Source organism: Stutzerimonas stutzeri (genome assembly GCF_002909485.1).
GTDB classification, from domain to species: domain Bacteria; phylum Pseudomonadota; class Gammaproteobacteria; order Pseudomonadales; family Pseudomonadaceae; genus Stutzerimonas; species Stutzerimonas stutzeri_AH.
On record NZ_PPXG01000008.1, the window covers coordinates 1 to 16,743 of the forward strand.

18 protein-coding genes and 1 riboswitch are annotated in these 16,743 nt (G+C 61.4%); of the genes, 9 read left to right on the forward strand and 9 right to left on the reverse strand.

What is annotated here, in order from left to right:
• From tssI to CXK91_RS17980, 9 genes are all read left to right on the forward strand, one after another.
• On the forward strand, window positions 1–917 hold a 917-nt coding region (tssI, locus tag CXK91_RS17940; RefSeq protein WP_146048135.1), incomplete at its 5' end, for a type VI secretion system tip protein TssI/VgrG.
• Complete coding sequence (locus CXK91_RS17945) at window positions 914–1,789, forward strand: DUF4123 domain-containing protein (RefSeq protein WP_103457442.1); 876 nt, start codon at window positions 914–916, stop codon at window positions 1,787–1,789. The genes tssI and CXK91_RS17945, both read left to right, overlap by 4 nt.
• On the forward strand, window positions 1,764–2,516 hold the full coding sequence (locus CXK91_RS17950) for a hypothetical protein (protein ID WP_103457443.1): 753 nt from the start codon (window positions 1,764–1,766) through the stop codon (window positions 2,514–2,516). Before CXK91_RS17945 ends, CXK91_RS17950 begins: the two co-directional genes overlap by 26 nt.
• A 7-nt stretch (window positions 2,517–2,523) precedes the next feature.
• Window positions 2,524–3,108: a hypothetical protein gene (locus CXK91_RS22945; protein ID WP_256055808.1), complete on the forward strand. Its 585-nt coding sequence runs from the start codon at window positions 2,524–2,526 to the stop codon at window positions 3,106–3,108.
• A gap of 4 nt (window positions 3,109–3,112) precedes the next feature.
• Window positions 3,113–3,874 (forward strand): hypothetical protein, encoded by a 762-nt coding sequence (locus CXK91_RS17960; RefSeq protein WP_256055809.1) that lies wholly within the window; start codon window positions 3,113–3,115, stop codon window positions 3,872–3,874.
• Between the two features lie 6 nt (window positions 3,875–3,880).
• Complete coding sequence (locus tag CXK91_RS17965; RefSeq protein WP_256055810.1) at window positions 3,881–6,031, forward strand: lipase family protein; 2,151 nt, start codon at window positions 3,881–3,883, stop codon at window positions 6,029–6,031.
• Window positions 6,032–6,319: 288 nt separating this feature from the next.
• Window positions 6,320–6,463, forward strand: coding sequence for a hypothetical protein (locus tag CXK91_RS17970; RefSeq protein ID WP_256055811.1), 144 nt, complete (start codon window positions 6,320–6,322; stop codon window positions 6,461–6,463).
• Between the two features lie 169 nt (window positions 6,464–6,632).
• A complete protein-coding gene (locus tag CXK91_RS17975; protein WP_103457444.1) occupies window positions 6,633–6,839 on the forward strand; it encodes a hypothetical protein in 207 nt (68 codons plus the stop codon).
• Window positions 6,840–6,918: 79 nt separating this feature from the next.
• Window positions 6,919–7,836 carry a LysR family transcriptional regulator gene (locus CXK91_RS17980; RefSeq protein ID WP_102826841.1) on the forward strand — a complete coding sequence of 306 codons (918 nt, stop codon included), beginning with the start codon at window positions 6,919–6,921 and terminating at the stop codon, window positions 7,834–7,836.
• A gap of 340 nt (window positions 7,837–8,176) precedes the next feature.
• Here the strand turns inward: CXK91_RS17980 and CXK91_RS17985 are convergent, their stop codons facing one another.
• The 9 genes from CXK91_RS17985 to CXK91_RS18025 form a co-directional block, all read right to left on the reverse strand.
• On the reverse strand, window positions 8,177–9,436 hold the full coding sequence (locus tag CXK91_RS17985) for a D-amino acid dehydrogenase (RefSeq protein ID WP_103457445.1): 1,260 nt from the start codon (window positions 9,434–9,436) through the stop codon (window positions 8,177–8,179).
• A 160-nt stretch (window positions 9,437–9,596) separates the two neighbouring features.
• Window positions 9,597–9,684: riboswitch (glycine riboswitch) on the reverse strand.
• A gap of 186 nt (window positions 9,685–9,870) precedes the next feature.
• Window positions 9,871–11,793, reverse strand: coding sequence for a HAMP domain-containing methyl-accepting chemotaxis protein (locus tag CXK91_RS17990; RefSeq protein WP_103457446.1), 1,923 nt, complete (start codon window positions 11,791–11,793; stop codon window positions 9,871–9,873).
• Between the two features lie 77 nt (window positions 11,794–11,870).
• Window positions 11,871–12,635 (reverse strand): malonate transporter subunit MadM, encoded by a 765-nt coding sequence (gene madM / locus CXK91_RS17995; protein WP_058065382.1) that lies wholly within the window; start codon window positions 12,633–12,635, stop codon window positions 11,871–11,873.
• A gap of 5 nt (window positions 12,636–12,640) precedes the next feature.
• The gene (gene madL / locus CXK91_RS18000; RefSeq protein WP_003281894.1) at window positions 12,641–13,063 is read right to left on the reverse strand and encodes a malonate transporter subunit MadL; all 423 of its coding nucleotides are present in this window, start codon (window positions 13,061–13,063) and stop codon (window positions 12,641–12,643) included.
• Window positions 13,064–13,187: 124 nt separating this feature from the next.
• Window positions 13,188–14,114, reverse strand: coding sequence for a malonate decarboxylase subunit epsilon (gene mdcH / locus CXK91_RS18005; protein ID WP_103457447.1), 927 nt, complete (start codon window positions 14,112–14,114; stop codon window positions 13,188–13,190).
• Window positions 14,111–14,731, reverse strand: coding sequence for a malonate decarboxylase holo-ACP synthase (locus CXK91_RS18010; RefSeq protein ID WP_103457448.1), 621 nt, complete (start codon window positions 14,729–14,731; stop codon window positions 14,111–14,113). Before CXK91_RS18010 ends, mdcH begins: the two co-directional genes overlap by 4 nt.
• A 70-nt stretch (window positions 14,732–14,801) precedes the next feature.
• On the reverse strand, window positions 14,802–15,587 hold the full coding sequence (gene mdcE / locus CXK91_RS18015; protein WP_103457449.1) for a biotin-independent malonate decarboxylase subunit gamma: 786 nt from the start codon (window positions 15,585–15,587) through the stop codon (window positions 14,802–14,804).
• Window positions 15,584–16,450 carry a biotin-independent malonate decarboxylase subunit beta gene (locus CXK91_RS18020; protein ID WP_103457450.1) on the reverse strand — a complete coding sequence of 289 codons (867 nt, stop codon included), beginning with the start codon at window positions 16,448–16,450 and terminating at the stop codon, window positions 15,584–15,586. Before CXK91_RS18020 ends, mdcE begins: the two co-directional genes overlap by 4 nt.
• Window positions 16,443–16,742 (reverse strand): malonate decarboxylase subunit delta, encoded by a 300-nt coding sequence (locus tag CXK91_RS18025; protein WP_003281886.1) that lies wholly within the window; start codon window positions 16,740–16,742, stop codon window positions 16,443–16,445. Before CXK91_RS18025 ends, CXK91_RS18020 begins: the two co-directional genes overlap by 8 nt.
• Between the last annotated feature and the right edge of the window lies 1 nt (window position 16,743).

Here is a 16,743-nt window from a genome sequence, read left to right on the forward strand (position 1 = left end):
ACGAGTACGGCCGCGTGCGCGTTCAATTCCACTGGGACCGCGAAGGCCAGGCCGACGACAAGACCAGCTGCTGGCTACGCGTCAGCTCGAGCTGGGCCGGCGACCGCTATGGCGGCATCGCCATCCCCCGCGTTGGGATGGAAGTGCTGGTCACCTTCCTCGAAGGCGATCCCGATCAGCCACTGGTGACCGGCTGCCTGTACCACAAGGAACACCAGGTCCCTTACGACCTTCCGGCGAACAAGAGCCGCACAGTGTTCAAGACCCTGAGCAGCCCTGGCGGTGGCGGCTACAACGAGCTACGCATCGAAGACCGCAAGGGCGCCGAGCAAATCTACATTCACGCCCAGCGCGACTGGGACGAGAACATCGAGCACGACCAGAAGATCCGCGTCGGCCACGAGCGCCACGACACCGTCGAAGCCAACAGCTACGCCGAATTCCGCGCCGAAGAGCACCGCACCACCCACGCCGACCGCAAGGCCGAAGTCCGCGCCAACGACCACCTCACCGTCGGCAACAGCCAGCACCTGAAGATCGGCACCGGGCAGTTCGTCGAAGCCGGCAACGAAATCCACTACTACGCCGGCAACAAAGTGGTCATCGACGCCGGCATGGAACTCACCGCCAACGGCGGCGGCAGCTTCCTCAAGCTCGACCCCAGCGGCGTGACCCTGAGTGGGGCGAACATCAAGATCAACTCTGGCGGCTCGGCTGGCACAGGTTCAGGCGTGAACGTCATCTCTCCTCGGATTCCTTGGGCAGCCGACCAAGACAAGGCCGGCGCCAAGCCCAAGCTCGCGCTGGCCAATACCCAACTGCAGCTGGCGCGCAAGGCCCGACAAATTGCCGCCAGCCGTTGCCCGATCTGCGAAGCGTGCCGGGCGGGGATGTGTGAAGTTGGAGGCGGCCGATGAACGACAGGGTCGAACACTGGCTCAGCGAGCAACAAATCCAGAGCCGACAGCTGCTGCTCGTTATCGACAGCCTTGCAGAACCGACTCCGCTGCTTAGCCTGTTCTCAACGGATCTGGTGCACAGCTACGCCAATCTATATCAGGGCACCGAGGTCGAGGAGATGGCTGGCGTCGGCCCCTGGCTGATATTGCTGAACGAGCGGAATCTCACGCAGCTACGTTCGCTGACCGATGCACCGGAGCAGAACTGGGGCTGGCTCGCCAGCGTCGACCCCGCCGACATGGCTGCGCTCACTCAGCACTGGCAAGCTCGCATCTTTGCCGACGAACAAGGGCAGCGTTCGCTTTATCGTTTCCAAGACAACCGCATCATCGCGCGTCACCTCGGCGAACTGAACGCGTCACAACGTCCGCTGCTGCTTGGCCCAATGACCAGCGCGCTCTGCTGGGATGGTCAGGACTGGCAATGGTTCGATAACGAGCTGCCAGGGGAGTACCGCGAGCCCTTCGAAAAACCTTGGTTGTCCATCCCAGAGCCAGAGCAGGTACAACGTGCTGTGGCACACCACAACCTCGAGTTGTGGCTATGGCAGAACCACACGGAGGCGACCACGCGGCTCGCCGAAACCCAAGTGGTAAGTGACTGGCTCGACCATCAACTCGACAAAGCGAAGGAATGGCACTGGCACAGCGAGCCGCAACTGCACTTCCTGCTCCGCTACCAGCTCGACCCCGAACTGGCCGATCACCCGGCCTGGCGACCGACCGCGAAGGAAACACCGGAAGCCCACTATTCGCGAGTCAGTTCAGCGCTGACTTCAAGCCTTTCCGCACGAGATCGAACAGATGACTGCTCACACCTTTTTCCGTAGCCGCTTCCCGCGCGCTCACGCATGGCCTGCGCTGTTGGGCCTACTGCTCAGCGGTTGCAGCACGGTTGGCTCGGTCGGCGCCGACACCTTCACATTGCAAGGCGAGCTACCTGCCGATTTCGCACTGAAGGCCCAGGCGCATTACGGCGGGTCCGAGAGTTGTAGTGGCCGCGGTCATGTGGAGACCTTCAAGGAGGACTATGAAAAGGCGCCGCATGGGTATCGGTTCGAAATTCCGGTTAATTATCGCGACGGTCTGTGTGATCTGCAGCTGGTTAGGGTCGGGCTTTTTATTCATGCAAAGTACGGAGAGGCAGATTGGCAAAAAAGTTACGACAATGGGGGGTTGGTGGTTGTTGATGAGCTTCCGCCGAACACTACACCCTATCAAGCAGATGGAACTTTATCTAAAACGGCTCGATGTTCATGGCTATTCCAAATCAGCAAGCTGGAGCTAGGAATAGCCAAAATGTTGGACTGCAAAGACGCGGGTTCTTATTTGTTACGCAGCGCTCTTTCTCAAAGCAATATAAAGCTCAGCTTTGAATTAGGCGGCGATGACAGGCCCTACATGAGGAATTATTGGACAAAAACAGCTACAGGCTGGAAGCCATGTACGGGCCGCTGGGGAACAAAATTCGAAGAGCTTTGTACAGCCCCGCCACAATTTCGTACATTCACAATGGATGGCCGTACTTGCACGGTCTATCCGAACTGCACAGAGTGACTAACGGATGAGTAACTCGACCTCGCAGACCTTATTACAATGCCCGATTCGCCAGGCATGGATAAGCTTTCGTTTGGTAGACGAGCACGGAAATGGCAAGCCCTACGCGGGACTGCCCTACAAGGTAACTGACAGTCATGGATTTGATTACACCGCAATGCTAGATGGAGACGGCTATGCACATGTTGATAATGTCCATGGCGGGCCCTTGGTTCTGTCTTTTCCAAACGATTATGTCGGCAACGACCAATGGTATACGGGTTTACTCAACAGAGAGCATTTCCCGATCCCTCTTTCGGCCCTTCAAGTTGCGGCTGAACTTTCACCAACAGGCCATCGATGCACTGATGGGGGGCTCGCCGAAAGCCAAGTGGTGAGTGACTGGCTGGCTGGCTGGCTGGACCATCAACTCGACAAAGCGAAGGAATGGTACTGCCACAGTGAGCCGCAACTGCACTTTCTGCTCCGCTACCAGCTCGACCCTACACTTGCCAAGCATCCTGCCTGGCTGCCAACCGACCAGGAAACACCGGAAGCTCATTATTCGCGAGTCAGCTCAGCGCTGGCTTCAAACTCTTCTGCACAGGATTGATGAGATGACGTCTCACTCCTTTTTCCGTAGCCGCTACCTACGTGCTCACCTATGGCCTGCGATGTTGGGCCTACTGCTCAGCGGCTGCAGCACGCTCGGCTCGGTCGGCGCCGACACCTTTACATTGCAAGGCGAGCTGCCGGCCGATTTCGCGTTAGAGGCTCAGGCGCACTATGGTGTCGCCAACGGCTGCAACGGCCGCGCCCGCACGCGCTCCTTTGAGAGTGACTTCGAAGACAGCCCTCACGCGTATCGATTCAGGATACCGGTCAACTACCGCGACGGTCTTTGCGAGATGCGCCTGGCTCGCGTAGGCCTGTTCATTAATGGCCGCTACGGCGACAAGGATTGGCAACGCACCTACGACAATGGAGGGCTGGAGCTGGTCGACGCGCTGCCGGAAGGCGCGCCGCGATTCGATGGCAACGGAAGATTGAGCAAGACAGCTGAATGTATATGGCTGTTTCAGCTTAGCAAAGCATATTCCCGTAAAGGTGAGGTCAGTAGGCTGCTGAGCTGTAACGGGGCTGGAGCTCACCTTGCAATTAGCGAACTAATAAATAAAACCGTAGAACTTGATATCAGTATCAGTACCGCATACAAACCATACCTACGAGGGTATTGGTTAAAAACACAACATGGTTGGAAACCTTGCACAGGGCGGTGGGGCACTGATTACGAAGAACACTGCACAGAACCACCTCAATTTCGCACCTTTAAGATGAACGGCCGCGTGTGCTCAGTTTTCCCAAATTGCACGGAGTAATAACGGATGGACTTTACGCCAAGCACCGTCAGTCTAAAATGCCCTAACCGTCAAAAAGGAATTAGTTTTCGGTTGGTAGATGAGCACGGAACTGGGAAACCATATGCTGGGCTTGCTTATCAGCTGCACGATAGCCAAGGGCAAACATACGTAGGCCACCTAGATGAGGATGGATACGCTGAAGTATCACAGCTCTATCTTGGGGTGTCGGTACTCCAGCTATCGGAGGGCTACTCAGGAAACGATGCATGGTACACGGCGATATCAAGCCGCGAAGACTTCAGGCTCCCTTTAACGGCACTGCAAATAGCGGCAGAACAGACGCCTTCCGGCCCGCGTCGCTCCGATGGGAAAACTTTCTTAGCGGAAGCTCGGGCTAAAAGGGAATGCGCTCGATTCCTCAGGGTGGAGGTCAGCGATTTTGCCGAAGCCACGGGCCATCTGCCGGAGCGCGACTTCACCTGGGAGCCTCGCCCAACGGCCCAGCTCAAGTGCAACGCCGGCATTGCACAATGCCACCCAGGGATCGCTCTGGCACCGGATACTCACCACTTGCTGGAAGTCAAAGCACTTCGCGCATACAGTCCGCTGCTCTCGAGAGACAAAACATTCTGCGCCTTGAACGCCTATCATCTGGCGGTGATGGGTGCCTTCGCTTACGCCCCGTTCAGTACGCATCAGGAACCAGGAAGACCTTACGTTTCAAACCCACCTCCTTACTCCAATCCGGGCTCGATAGGGCATGTCTTGCGCGAACAGCTGGCCCGCCTAGAAAAGTCCCAGCTCTTTGGTGAAGCGAGCTATCACCTTCTGTACGAGGAAGTACCTTATTCCAAGCGTTTGGAAGTAATGCCGTACGACCCGGAGCGTTATCAAAAAGAAGCCTCGAAGGGGTGGCGCAATCCGGAAGATGTGCACTTTCTGCATCACGAGCAATCCGACACTCAGGCTTTCATCACCCATAACGATAAGATCATGTTGATTTCCGTGCGTGGCACCCTTGGGCTAAAGGATTTTCTGCTAGACGCCGACGCACGACAGGTTCCGTTCAAAGAAGGTACTGGCCAAGCGCATCGAGGCTTCTACAACGCTTTCAGCGCAGCCAAAAAGTTCGTCGAGCGCTATATGGAAGCCTTTTACATAGGGCAGACTATTATCGTCTGCGGACACAGTCTAGGCGGTGCGGTCGCGCTGCTTCTGTCTGCATGGATAAACTCGAACTGGTCTAAAGATACACAGCTTTATACGTATGGTGCCCCCCGCGCTGCCGATCAAGCGTTCGTCCAGAGCGCCAACGAACTTACACATCATCGCCTGGTAAACCACAACGATCCAATTCCCGGGGTTCCGTTTATATGGATGGACGCAGAATGGAAGCTCGCCGCGGCAGGAGTCGTCGCGTTATTTAACTCCCCAGCGATAGGCATTTCTTTACTTCTGGGGGGCTTGCTCAACCTGCAAGGCGACCCTTATCAACATCATGGCGAACAACGCCATTTCGCGACACGAAAACCGGGCAGTGGCAGTGCAAGTGCCGTTATGTGGCAACCCAACTGCGCGCTGATCGACGAACAAGCCTGCGCCCGTTATGCAGGTGCTCTGAACCTGAAAGACGATATGCCTGAGCGCACCGCGTTCATTAGTCAGCTAGCCTCGTTTTCCGAGCACTCAAGCGACAGCGGCTATAGTCGGGCCATGCTGACCACCATGTTGCGCTGGTATAGCAGCGTTACGGAGCGCGGTGGTGCACTGTTCACGCGTGCGGAAATTACGGACATCGATGGGCTTATACGAAACGCCGAAGAGGAGCTGGCAAGCTGGCGGCCACGCAGTTTTGTCGAATTCCGACACGTGATCAGATTGCGCCACGATAGCCGCTTCTACAACAAAACAGACTCTGAGCTGATGCAACTCTACAGCGATGGAATTACTGCCGTTCGCCAGCTAAGTGCCCAGCAACGCGATGCGCTGAACCGTGCCCGACAACGGCTGTTGAACGAAGCAGATCGGAAGCTGATCGCTCAAGATATTTTTGGCGATCTCTGGCAGCGGGACGATATCTCGAGTCTGATTGAGCAGTGGCTGGCCATGGATTTAAATCGCAAGGCAGCACAGCTAGCGCAACTCCAGAGCTCGCCTAAGCCTACGTTCGCTTAAATGTCGGCTGACTCGCCGCCTTGGAGACTGATACTCGGTGAGCGTTCTGCTGCTTTAGCGTCGCACGGTAGCTGATCTAGGATCCTGTTGAAAACAAAACAGCATAAACATATATGGCCAAAATCAAGGTAGGCGACCTTATGTGGCCTGCCTGCACGCCGCTCGGCCTGCTCGGCCTTTTACGCTCGAAGGCGCATTGCCCGCCGACTTTGACAAAACCCCACAGCAGTACCGTTTCAAAATTCACCTCGCACACAGCAGCGCCTGCTTGCCCAGGCGGAGCGGGTGGTGTCACTGCGCAGCGTCTTTGGCGAACACGCAGAGCGGCCGGACCTGCCAGAGCTGGTCGCAGAATGGCGTGCCATCGAGGACAACCAGAATGCGGAACGGCTGGCGGCCAGCACACCACGAAGCGCCGGTGCCATTGCCTAACGCAAGGCACCGAGTGTGCTAACCCAGCTCTGGCTTTCCAGCCAGGCGACCAAACCGTTCGGCAGGCAAAACCGCTCGGGCGATGAACGGACAGGGATTAAGTCGCGTGAAGTGACAAAATGACATCACAGCTGAGCCCGCAGCATTCCGATGAATCAGAGTCACTTACATGTCCGCCAATCGACGCTATTCCATCATTCTCGACCACACCGGCCAGGTCCTGCTCGAGCATGCCTCACTTGAGCAGATCGAGGCGTTCTGGGACGCCAACGACGAGCTCTACTTCGGCCTGCGCATCGAAGACGCGCAAGGCGATCACGCCCGGGTGTTCGTCACCGACGTGATTCCGGAAGACGAGGAAGCGATCTTCTCCTGAGTCGGCAAAACCCGCGCCTTTCCCGCCCGACCCGCTGTGAGTTCGGCATAATCGTCGACCCGCCCGCGGAGCCAAAGCCATGCAGATCGACGAAGAACTGACCCTGAAGAAGCTGGAAGTGTTTCTGGCCTTCATGCGCAGCGGCAATCTGGGCAAGGCCGCGGTGGAGCTGAACACCAGCAACGTCAGTGTGCATCGTGCCATCCATTCGCTGGAAAGCGCCCTGCGCTGCCCGCTGTTCAAGCACGAGGGGCGCAACCTGATCCCGCTGGAAAGCGCCTACGTGCTGGAAGAGCGCGCCCAGCAGCTGGTCAAGGATGTGCTCGAGACAGTGCGCCAGACCCGCGAGGCCGCTGGCTTTTCGGCCGAGCGCTTCAAGCTCGGCGCGCTGTATTCGCTGACGGTGAAAACCGTGCCACAGCTGATCATGGGTCTGAAACTGCGCCGCAGCGAACTCAACATCGACCTCATCCTCGGCTCCAACGTCGACCTGCTCTACAAGCTGAAGAACATGGAGCTGGACGCGATCCTGGTGTCGCTCAACGAGAGCGTCGCCGACGCAGACTGTGCCCAGGTGCAGCTGTTTTCCGACGACATCTTCCTCGCCGCACCTGCCGACTCTCCCTTCGCCAATCAGCCAGAGGTGGATCTGAAGGAGCTGCGTGATGCCACCTTCATCACGCTGTCGCAAGGCTTCGCCACCCATCAGGATGGCAATCGAGTGTTTCAGCAAGCAGGCTTCGAGCCGAAGGTGGCGATGCAGGTGAACGACATCTTCACCCTGCTCAGCATGGTCAATTCCGGCGTCGGTTACGCGCTGCTGCCAGGGCGTGTGGGGATGGTTTACGAATCGCGGGTGCGGCTGATCCCACTAGAGGCGCGCTATCGCCTGCAGCAGCATATCGGCGTGGTGTTCCTCAAGGCGAAGGAGCGTGATCCCAACCTGCTAGCGCTCCTGGCCGAATGCAGGATGTATAGCCTGAAACACCCGAGCTGAAGCAGCTCAGGGCGCAAACCCCGGGAAGCGGTTTTCCATGTATCGGCATATAGCCAGTCAGAGCGGGATGCTCGTCGCAGCAGTGGTGGAAGAGGCTTCGCCGTCTTCCACCCTACGACCACTGTGTTTGGCGCAACGTAGGGTGGATAACGCGAAGCTTATCCACACAGTCTTTTTCCACGCCGCAGAATCGCGATACGCCGGAGCCTCACGCGGACACTCAACGGCACGCCGGAACACAGATGCCTGCGCCTCGCGTGAAGCCGGCCATGGCACAGCGCCGATCTGGCACGCAGCGGTGGAAGAGGCTTCGCCGTCTTCCACCCTACGGCCGACTGCGTCAAGCGACGGCTGTCTGCTCGGACGCGACCGGAGCCGCCCGGCCCAGGCTCTGCGCCACCACGTCACCGACCATGTCCGCGGTGATCGCGCTCAGCGTCCAGCCCAGGTGCCCGTGGCCGGTGTTGTAGAACACGCACGGCGAGCTGCCGCGGCCGACCTTGGGCATCATGTTCGGCATCATCGGGCGCAGACCGGCCCAGGGCACCACGCTGCGGGTGTTCACACCGGGGAAGCACTGGTTTACCCAGTCCACCAGCGGTCGGATGCGATCGGCACGGATGTCTCGGTTGTAGCCGTTGAATTCGGCGGTGCCGGCGACACGGAAGCGATCGTCGCCCAAGCGGCTGCTGACCAGCTTGGTCTCGTCGTCGAGCAGGCTGACGATGGGTGCCGAGGCGCGACTGATCTCGTCGGTCAGGTTGACCGTGATCGAGTAGCCCTTGACCGGATAGATGTTCACCCGGTCGCCGAGCTGCGCTGCCAGGGCGCGGCTAGCGGTGCCGGCGCAGATCACCAGTCCATCGAACTCCAGGCGCTCGCCACCGGCAACGCCACCTAGCGTCACGGTCGCGCGTTTGCCATCGGTGGCCACCGCCTGCACGTCCTCGCCATAGAGGCAGCGCACGCCGAGTCGCTCGATCGCGGTGGCCAGGCCATGGGTGAACTTGTGGATGTCGCCAGTGGAGTCGCACTCGGTGAAATAGCCGCCGTAGTAGGTGCCGGCCAGAGTCGGCTCAATGGCGCGCATCTCTTCTGGCGTCACGCTACGCCGCGGCAGACCGCCTTCGGCAAGCAGACGCGAGACCAGCCCGGCATGCTCGAAGCCAGCCTTGTCACGGTAGATGTGCAGGATGCCTTTCTTTTTCAGGTCGAAGTCGATGCCTTCCTCGTCAGCCCAGGCGAACAGATGCTCGCGCGCAGCCATGGCCAAGCGTGCGGTCTCAACGGTGTTCTGCCGGTAGTTGGGAATCGAGCCGATGAACTCGGCAAACCAGGACAGCTTGTGCCAGCTAGGCTTGGGATTGACCAGCAGCGGCGCGTCGCTCTTGAGCATCCACTTGATGCCCTTGACGATGGTCGACCAGTGGTTCCAGACCTCGGCATTGGAGGCCGATAGTTGGCCACCGTTGGCGAACGAGGTTTCCATCGCCGCGTAGCGATGCTTTTCCAGCAAGGTAACCGAGAAGCCGCGCTTGGCCAGGGCATAGGCGGTGGTGACGCCGGTGATGCCGCCACCGATGACTGCGATTGTTTTCATTGTTGTCGCTCCAGAACGTCAGGGGGGTTATAGCCCGTGCGCCCAACGCGCGGCGGGCGCCCCCTCTGTTCTGGACCTGAGAGATTCACGAGCGCGTGACGGCTCGCTTGCTCCTTCGGTGCGCCCGGCGACGAAAACCGGGCGGCTCTTCAGAGTGTCAGCAGTGATAGCGGTCCTTTTGCCTGAGAGTTTCCGGGGCGGTTGCTCCTTCGGCGCTGCCATGTGGCAGTCTCTCCCGCAATCACATTGATTCGCGTCGATTGCCAGCTGTGGCAAATCGTCACGCAATCGCAGAAACACCCTGCCAGAAAATTACGCCGCTGTAACCCCCGACCTTGTGCCAACGGACGAGAGGCCACGCCCGCTTTCAGCCACCCCGCAGCCGCAGGGAGAGAGAAAACCGCATGCCGCTCCATGCTGCTGAACAAGTGACCTCAGATCCGGAAGCGTCCGGCCAAGGTCTGCAATTCGTTGCCCAGCCTTGCCAACTGGACCGTCGAAGCGGCGGTCTGCTCCGCAGCGAACGCCGACTGGTCAGCCACGTCACGAACGTTGAGCACGCTGCGGTTGATATCTTCAGCCACTGAACTCTGCTCTTCCGAAGCCGTGGCGATCTGCAGATTCATCGCCTGGATGGTCGATATCATGCGGGTGATCGCCTGCAGCTCATCGCCGACATCACGCGCCAAGCTGACCGTCTCGTCGGCCAGACCACGGCTACTGTCCATCAGCGACGAGGCATGCAGCGCGCCCTTCTGCAGATTGCCGATCAACTCCTCTATCTGCGCCGTCGATTGCTGCGTGCGTTGCGCCAGGCCACGCACCTCATCGGCGACGACGGCAAAGCCACGGCCAGCTTCGCCGGCGCGGGCCGCCTCGATAGCTGCATTAAGTGCCAGCAGATTGGTCTGTTCAGCGATGCCGTTGATCACGGTAAGCACCGTACTGATACCGGCCGCTTCCCGGTTGAGCTGATCCATGGCTTCGGCAGAAAGGCCAACTTGCGAGGAAAGACGGTCGATCTGGGTCAGTGCGCGCTGCACCACGGTATTGCCCTGCGCAGCTTGGCGATCAGCCTGCTGGGCGGCGCCCGAGGCCTCATCGGCGTTGCGCGCCACCTCTTGCACGGTTGCCGCCATCTCGTGCATGGCCGTGGCGACCTGGTCGGTTTCCAGACGCTGGCTCTGGATGCCGGCACTGGCCTGCTCGGACACCGCAGAAAGCTCCTGGGCGGCAGCGGCCAGCCGGCTGGTAATGCCGCTCATTTGTCCCAGCAAGTCACGCAGGTTGCCGCGCGTAAGGTCCAGTGCATCGAGCAACTGGCCAAATTCGTCGCTACGCCGCTGGCGCGGTTGGTCGGTCATATCGCCCGCACCGATGCGCTCGGCAATCATTACCGCCTGGGCCAGCGGTTGGGTGAGCTGTCTTACGATAAGCCAGCTGATCACCAAACCGAGCATCACTGCCAGCAAGGTAATGCCTAGCAACAGCGCCTTTTTCTCGTCTGCTTCGACGCTGCGCTTGTCGGTCTGCGCCTGCACGATTTCATTCGTATTGCGGTAGATGCTGTCGAAGATGGCCTGCATCTCGGCGCGCGCCTGCACCTGGGCCGCGACGATGGGCGGCAGCTGGCCGAACTGGCGAATGTAGGTTGCCACCGACTCCCGCAATGGCTGCAGGTCCGCCCCCGGAACTCCAGCTAGTTGCGTATCAAGCCTGTCCACCGCAGCCTGCAGGGTTTCGAACTGCTGCTGCAATTGCTGCAGGGACTGCTCGGTTTCGGTCATCAGATAACCACGCACCATGAAGCGCACCATTCGGTTGTGCTTGGACACTTCACCGGCCTGCAGGCCGATGGCCGCGGTGCGCGGGCCCTCGTGCATGACCGGATTATCCGGGGTACCGGCCCAGCGCGATTCAAGCTCGGCGATCAGGGCGTCGGAGGTATTGCCGGCGTCCACCCAACTGCTACGCGTCTTCACCTTTCGTTCCCAGAGCGCAGCCAGCTCAAGAAATCGTTCGCGGTAATGCTGTGCATCACTGGCGATCGTTTCCAGACGCTGCAGGTCCTGCGGATCGCTAAACTCGGCCCTTTGCTGCTGCACGAGTTCGGTAATGCGAGCTACCGACTGCTCGACCGCTTCCACATGACGGGGATCGCCGCGTGTTTCGAAGCTGACCTGCGCATAGCGAATCCGATTGGCTTCATCGAGCAATCGGGCTGCGCTCTGCGCTTTCTCGCTGCGTGACACCAGTGCATCCATGCCGTAGATGCCAATCAGGGCAACGGCCAGGGTTAGCGCCAGCACGGCAGCAAAGCCAAGAATCAGCTTATGACTGACCTTAAGAGTGCTCATCTTTCTACCTTCCTTGTTGAACGCAAGCGCGCTCCGAAGAGCGCGTTGCGGGTGACGATGGGGTGAGTATCGGCGCGCTAGCCAAGCAACCCGCGCATGACGAAGAACAGCAGCGACGGGCCAAGCAGGCAGCCCAGTGCGGTATAGAACGCGGCCGTCAGGCAGCCGTAGGGCACCAACTTCGGGTCGGTTGCAGCCAGGCCACCGGCGACGCCGCTGGAGGTGCCGATCAGGCCGCCGAAGATCACCGCCGAGCGCGGGTTGTTCAGCCCGATGTAGGGCGCGACAAAGGGCGTCGCGACCATCACCACGATCGCCTTGACCAGGCCAGCAGCGATGGACAGCGCCATCACTTCAGAGCTGGCACCGATGGCCGCGCCGGTGACGGGGCCGACGATGTAGGTCACAGCGCCCGTGCCGATGGTGGTCAGGCTGACCGCATCGGTGTAGCCGAACGCGAACGCAACTGCCACGCCAGCGACAAAGGAGGCGAGCACACCGATGAACAGCGCCAGCACGCCGACCATGCCAGCCCGCTTGAGCTCGTCGACGCTGACGCCAAAACCGGTGGCGACGATGGCGAAGTCACGCAGCATGGCCCCGCCGAGCAGGCCGATGCCGGAGAACAGCGCGATATCCACCAAACCCTTCTGTCCACCGGTGACGACGCCACCGATGTACGACAGCAGCAGACCGATGAGGATGGCCACCGCCGAGCCATGCAGGCGGCCCTTGGTGAGCTTGTCCGACAGCCAGTAGGAGATCCACATGGTTGCGCCGATAATGGCGAAGCCGCTGATCAGGCCGTAGCCAGTGATCACTTTCATGAGAGATTCGTACATGGCCGTTACCCCCGTCCACTGCTGGTGAGCGGCTTGACTGGATCAGCCGGCAGTGTCGGGTCGGCCTCAAGCTTTTTTCGACCGATCCGATCGAGCACCGGGACCAGCATGAAGGCCAGCGCGACCGCAGCGACGCCGGCAAGAATCGCCATTGGTCCGCCGGCAAGTGCGCCGTAAACGTTCTGTTGCGCGGCCATGGCGACCACGATCGGGATGTACACGGCGCTCCAGAACTTGATGCCCTGTTCCGACTCCGGATTGAACAGGCCGCGTTTCTTCAGATAGCTGCCGATGAGGATCAGCAGCACCATGGCGATGCCCACGCCGCCGACATTGGCCGGCACGCCGATCGCCTTGCCGAGCAGCTCACCGACAAAGATGCCGGTGAGGGTACACAAGGCCAGAAAGGCCACACCAAAGATGATCATTGTTCTTGTCCTTTTGGTTGCGCTGCAGCTTGCAGAGGGCTGAGCGCGTGTTGTCGAGGTAGTTGTTTTTATCCATCGATCAGTCGGCGAGTTAAGGCTGGCTCGCGCTGAATGTGCACGCGGTCTATCGGCTCTGGCTGCCCTCCTGACGCAGCAAGGCGTCCAGTGTGTCGAGCCGGGCGCCGTCGAATGCGATCAGCGTACCCTGTTCAAAAACCCGCCGCGCCAGCCCGGTCAGTACCGAGCCGGGGGGCAGTTCGATATGCAAGCGCACGCCGCGCTCGTAGGCGGTGCGCAGGGTGCCGTGCCAGTCGACGACGCGGCACATGTTGAAGGCCAGGTCGTCGCGCAGGCGCTCGGTATCGAATATCGGGCGCGCAGACGAGCTGCTCAGATAGCGAATTTGCGGAGCGCGCAGGCTGACGTTGGCGAAGGCCTCGGCGAGCTGCGTTGCCGGCGCTTGTAGCAACGCGCAATGCGACGGCACGCTCATCGCCAGGCGCCGCGCGCAGGATGCACCGAGCGCTTTGGCCTGGGCAGCGACTGCAGTCATGGCGGCATCGCTGCCGGCGATGACGAGCTGGTTGTCGGCGTTGATATTGGCCAGGTAGGCGGGCTCCTTGGCTTCCGCCAGCAGGCCTTCGACCGCGCTCAACGATAGCCCGAGGATCGCGGTCATACCGAAGCCTTCGGGATAGGCTTGCTGCATCAGCTCGCCGCGCAGCGCGACCAGACGCAGTGCATCGGCGTAATCCAGCGACTCGGCGACCACCGCCGCGGCATAGGCGCCAATGGACAGCCCGGCGACGTAATCCGGCCGCTGGTCACCACGCATCAGCAGCCGCGCGCCGGCGACCCCGGCGATCAGCAGGCAGAGCTGCACGGCACGGGTCGAACGCAGCGCCTCGGCCGAATCGAGCAGCAGCGCATCCTCGCCGAGCACGGCACCGGCCTCGGCCAGAGTAGCGGCGACTTCCGGCGCCTCGGGCAGCCGCTGCAACATTCCGGGCTTCTGCGCGCCCTGCCCGGGAAAAGCGAATAGGCTGCTCATGCTGCCAACTCCGCTTGATCCCAAGGATCGCCGACCAGCCGCGGGCCATCTGTTGTCTTGACCAGAACCCGTGATGCGCTGCTCGCCCACTCGCGCAGCGCGATGCCACCTAATGGGGCTTCAAGCTGCAGGTCAACGCGGCAGGCGTGGCCTTCGAGCAGCTGCAGCAACATACGTGCTTCGCTACGCGGCAGCGGATGATCGGTTCTGAGCAGCAGATCGAGATCGCTGTCCGGATGCGCCGTCGGGAGTCCGGTGGCGAGCTGAAAGCCCGCCGAGCCGGTGACGCCCCAGACATACCCCAGCGCATCGAGCAACGGGCGGATCTCGGCCAGCACACGGAACACCGGCAGATCCTCGCTGGCCTGACGAGCGAGCAGTGCTTCCGGCGCGAGCCGATGACTGATCGCCTCGATCGGCATCAGCGCGGCCAGGCGTTGATCGCGCGTCGCACCCCGCAGACCGACCGCGACCAGACCGGCGGCCACACGCGCACGCCGCACCACCACCGGCTGGCCAGCCGCGAGCACGGCGACCGCCCAGACGGGCGCATCGTCCGGCAGCTGCTCGGGACGCATGCCCCAGAGCAGGTCGTGGGGGCGTGGTGTGTCGTGCATCTACAGCCTCCTCGCGATTGTTGTTGTCGAGTCGCTGACGGGTTCGGCGGATACGCCGCTCAGGTGTTCGCTACCACTGCGCGCGCAACAGCTCGCGCACCCGTGACGACGCCTCGCGATTCGGCGCGCCAAGACGGCCGCGCAGATCGCTGCTGCCGCCGATGTCCGCGACGGCCTTGGCGAGACAGTCGCGCACACGCTGCAGGTCGTCCGCCGAGGGCTGCTCGATGCTGTCCACCGAGAGGGTTTCCCAGAGCAGGCCGAGGGTCGCGTAGTTGTCGATGTCGTAGGCCATCGGCGGCACCGATTCGGCCAGGGCTTCCAGCTCCTCGACGCTGCGCAGGGTGATGCGCGCCGCGGCGGCCTTGCCCATGGCATGCACCATCACGCCCGGATCGCGCAGGGCGATGATCCGCTGGGCCTGATAGCCATGAGCGAGAAAGGCGCCGGACATGGCCTTGCCCACCAGCAGCGCGATCACCGGGTGCCCGGCCAGCCGCGCACGGGCATAGCCGTCCACCGCACCGGCCAGCGCCTGGTGAATGCCCAGCGCCTCCTCGCGGCGGCCATAGGCCTGGCTCGGCACGTCGACCACGGCGACCACCACACGCTTGTCGGCCTTGTCGCGATCGGCTTCGATGACTTCATCCAGCGCCTGGCCCAGCGCCCAGCCTTCGAGCAGGCCGACCTCGCCATTGCGCGCGCGCGGGAATGGATTCTCGGCGTCTGGCACCACGGCGATATAGCGGGCGGCGCGCTCACCCAGGGTGCCGTCGACCACCTTCACCGAGGCCGGATAGCCCGCCAGTACCTGACCGCCGGCCAGGGCTTGCAACCAGTTCAGTCCACGGCTCATTGGGCATCTCCTTCGTAGAGGGCACGCACGGCGGCGGCATCGAGCTGCGTGCGGGTGTCGACGTCGGCCAAGCGCTGGAGGAACCAGGCGTGGCGGCGGCTGCGCGGCTGCAGCGGCTTGCCGAGGGCGAACAGTTCGTGCAGTTGCGCGCGGATGGCGTCGGTGTCGTCGGCCACGTAGGCGTCCACCAGACCCGAGGCGTAGCGCTGCTCGCCGCCGGTCAGGCTCCAGATGAACGGGCGGTCACGTGAGTCGTACTCGTCGAGACCGGCTTCCTGCTCGATCACCTGCGGGCCGTTGAGGCCGACGCGCGCTTCACGGGTGACGACCAGATAGCTGCACAGCCCGGCGGCGATGGACATGCCGCCGAAGCAGCCGACGGAGCCGGCGACCACACCGATCACCGGCTGGTATTGGCGCAGCTCGACGATCGACGCCTGAATTTCGGCGATGGCGGCGAGGCCCAGGTTGGCTTCCTGCAGGCGCACGCCGCCGGTTTCCAGCAAGAGCACGGCGCGGGTCGGGATACCGTTGCGGTTGTCCTCGGCAGCGAGTTCCAGCGCGCCGGCAATCTTTGCGCCGCCGACTTCGCCCATACTGCCGCCCTGGAAGGCGCCTTCGATGGCGGCGATCACCGCCGGCTGGCCGTCAATGGTGCCCTTGGCGACCACCACGCCGTCGTCGGCCTGGGTGACGATGCCCTGCTTCGGCAGCCAGGGCGAGGTGACGCGATCGAACGGATCGAGCAATTCGCGGAAGCTGCCGTCGTCCAGCAGCGCACGTGCTCGCTGGCGGGCACCGAGTTCGACGAAGCTGCGCGACTCGAGTAAACGGGCCACGGTGTTAGCGGACACATCAGTCATGGCCGACCTCCTCCAGTCCCTGCTCCAGGCGCAGACGCACTACGCCGGGTGTGGCCCCAAAATCGTGAATATCGATGTTCAATGCCGGTGGCGTCTGCTCGCGGAACATCCGCTCGAACAGGCTCTTCCAGCGTTGCTCGGCACCATTGACCGAGGTGACTACCTGGATCGCCAGCTTGCCGGCCTGGCCGGGCTCCAGCAGCACTTCCAGATCGCCCGAGCCGACCACGCCGACCAGGGCCTTCCCACGGGCGGGTTGCCCGGCGGCGAATTCGAAAGACAGGGTTTCCATG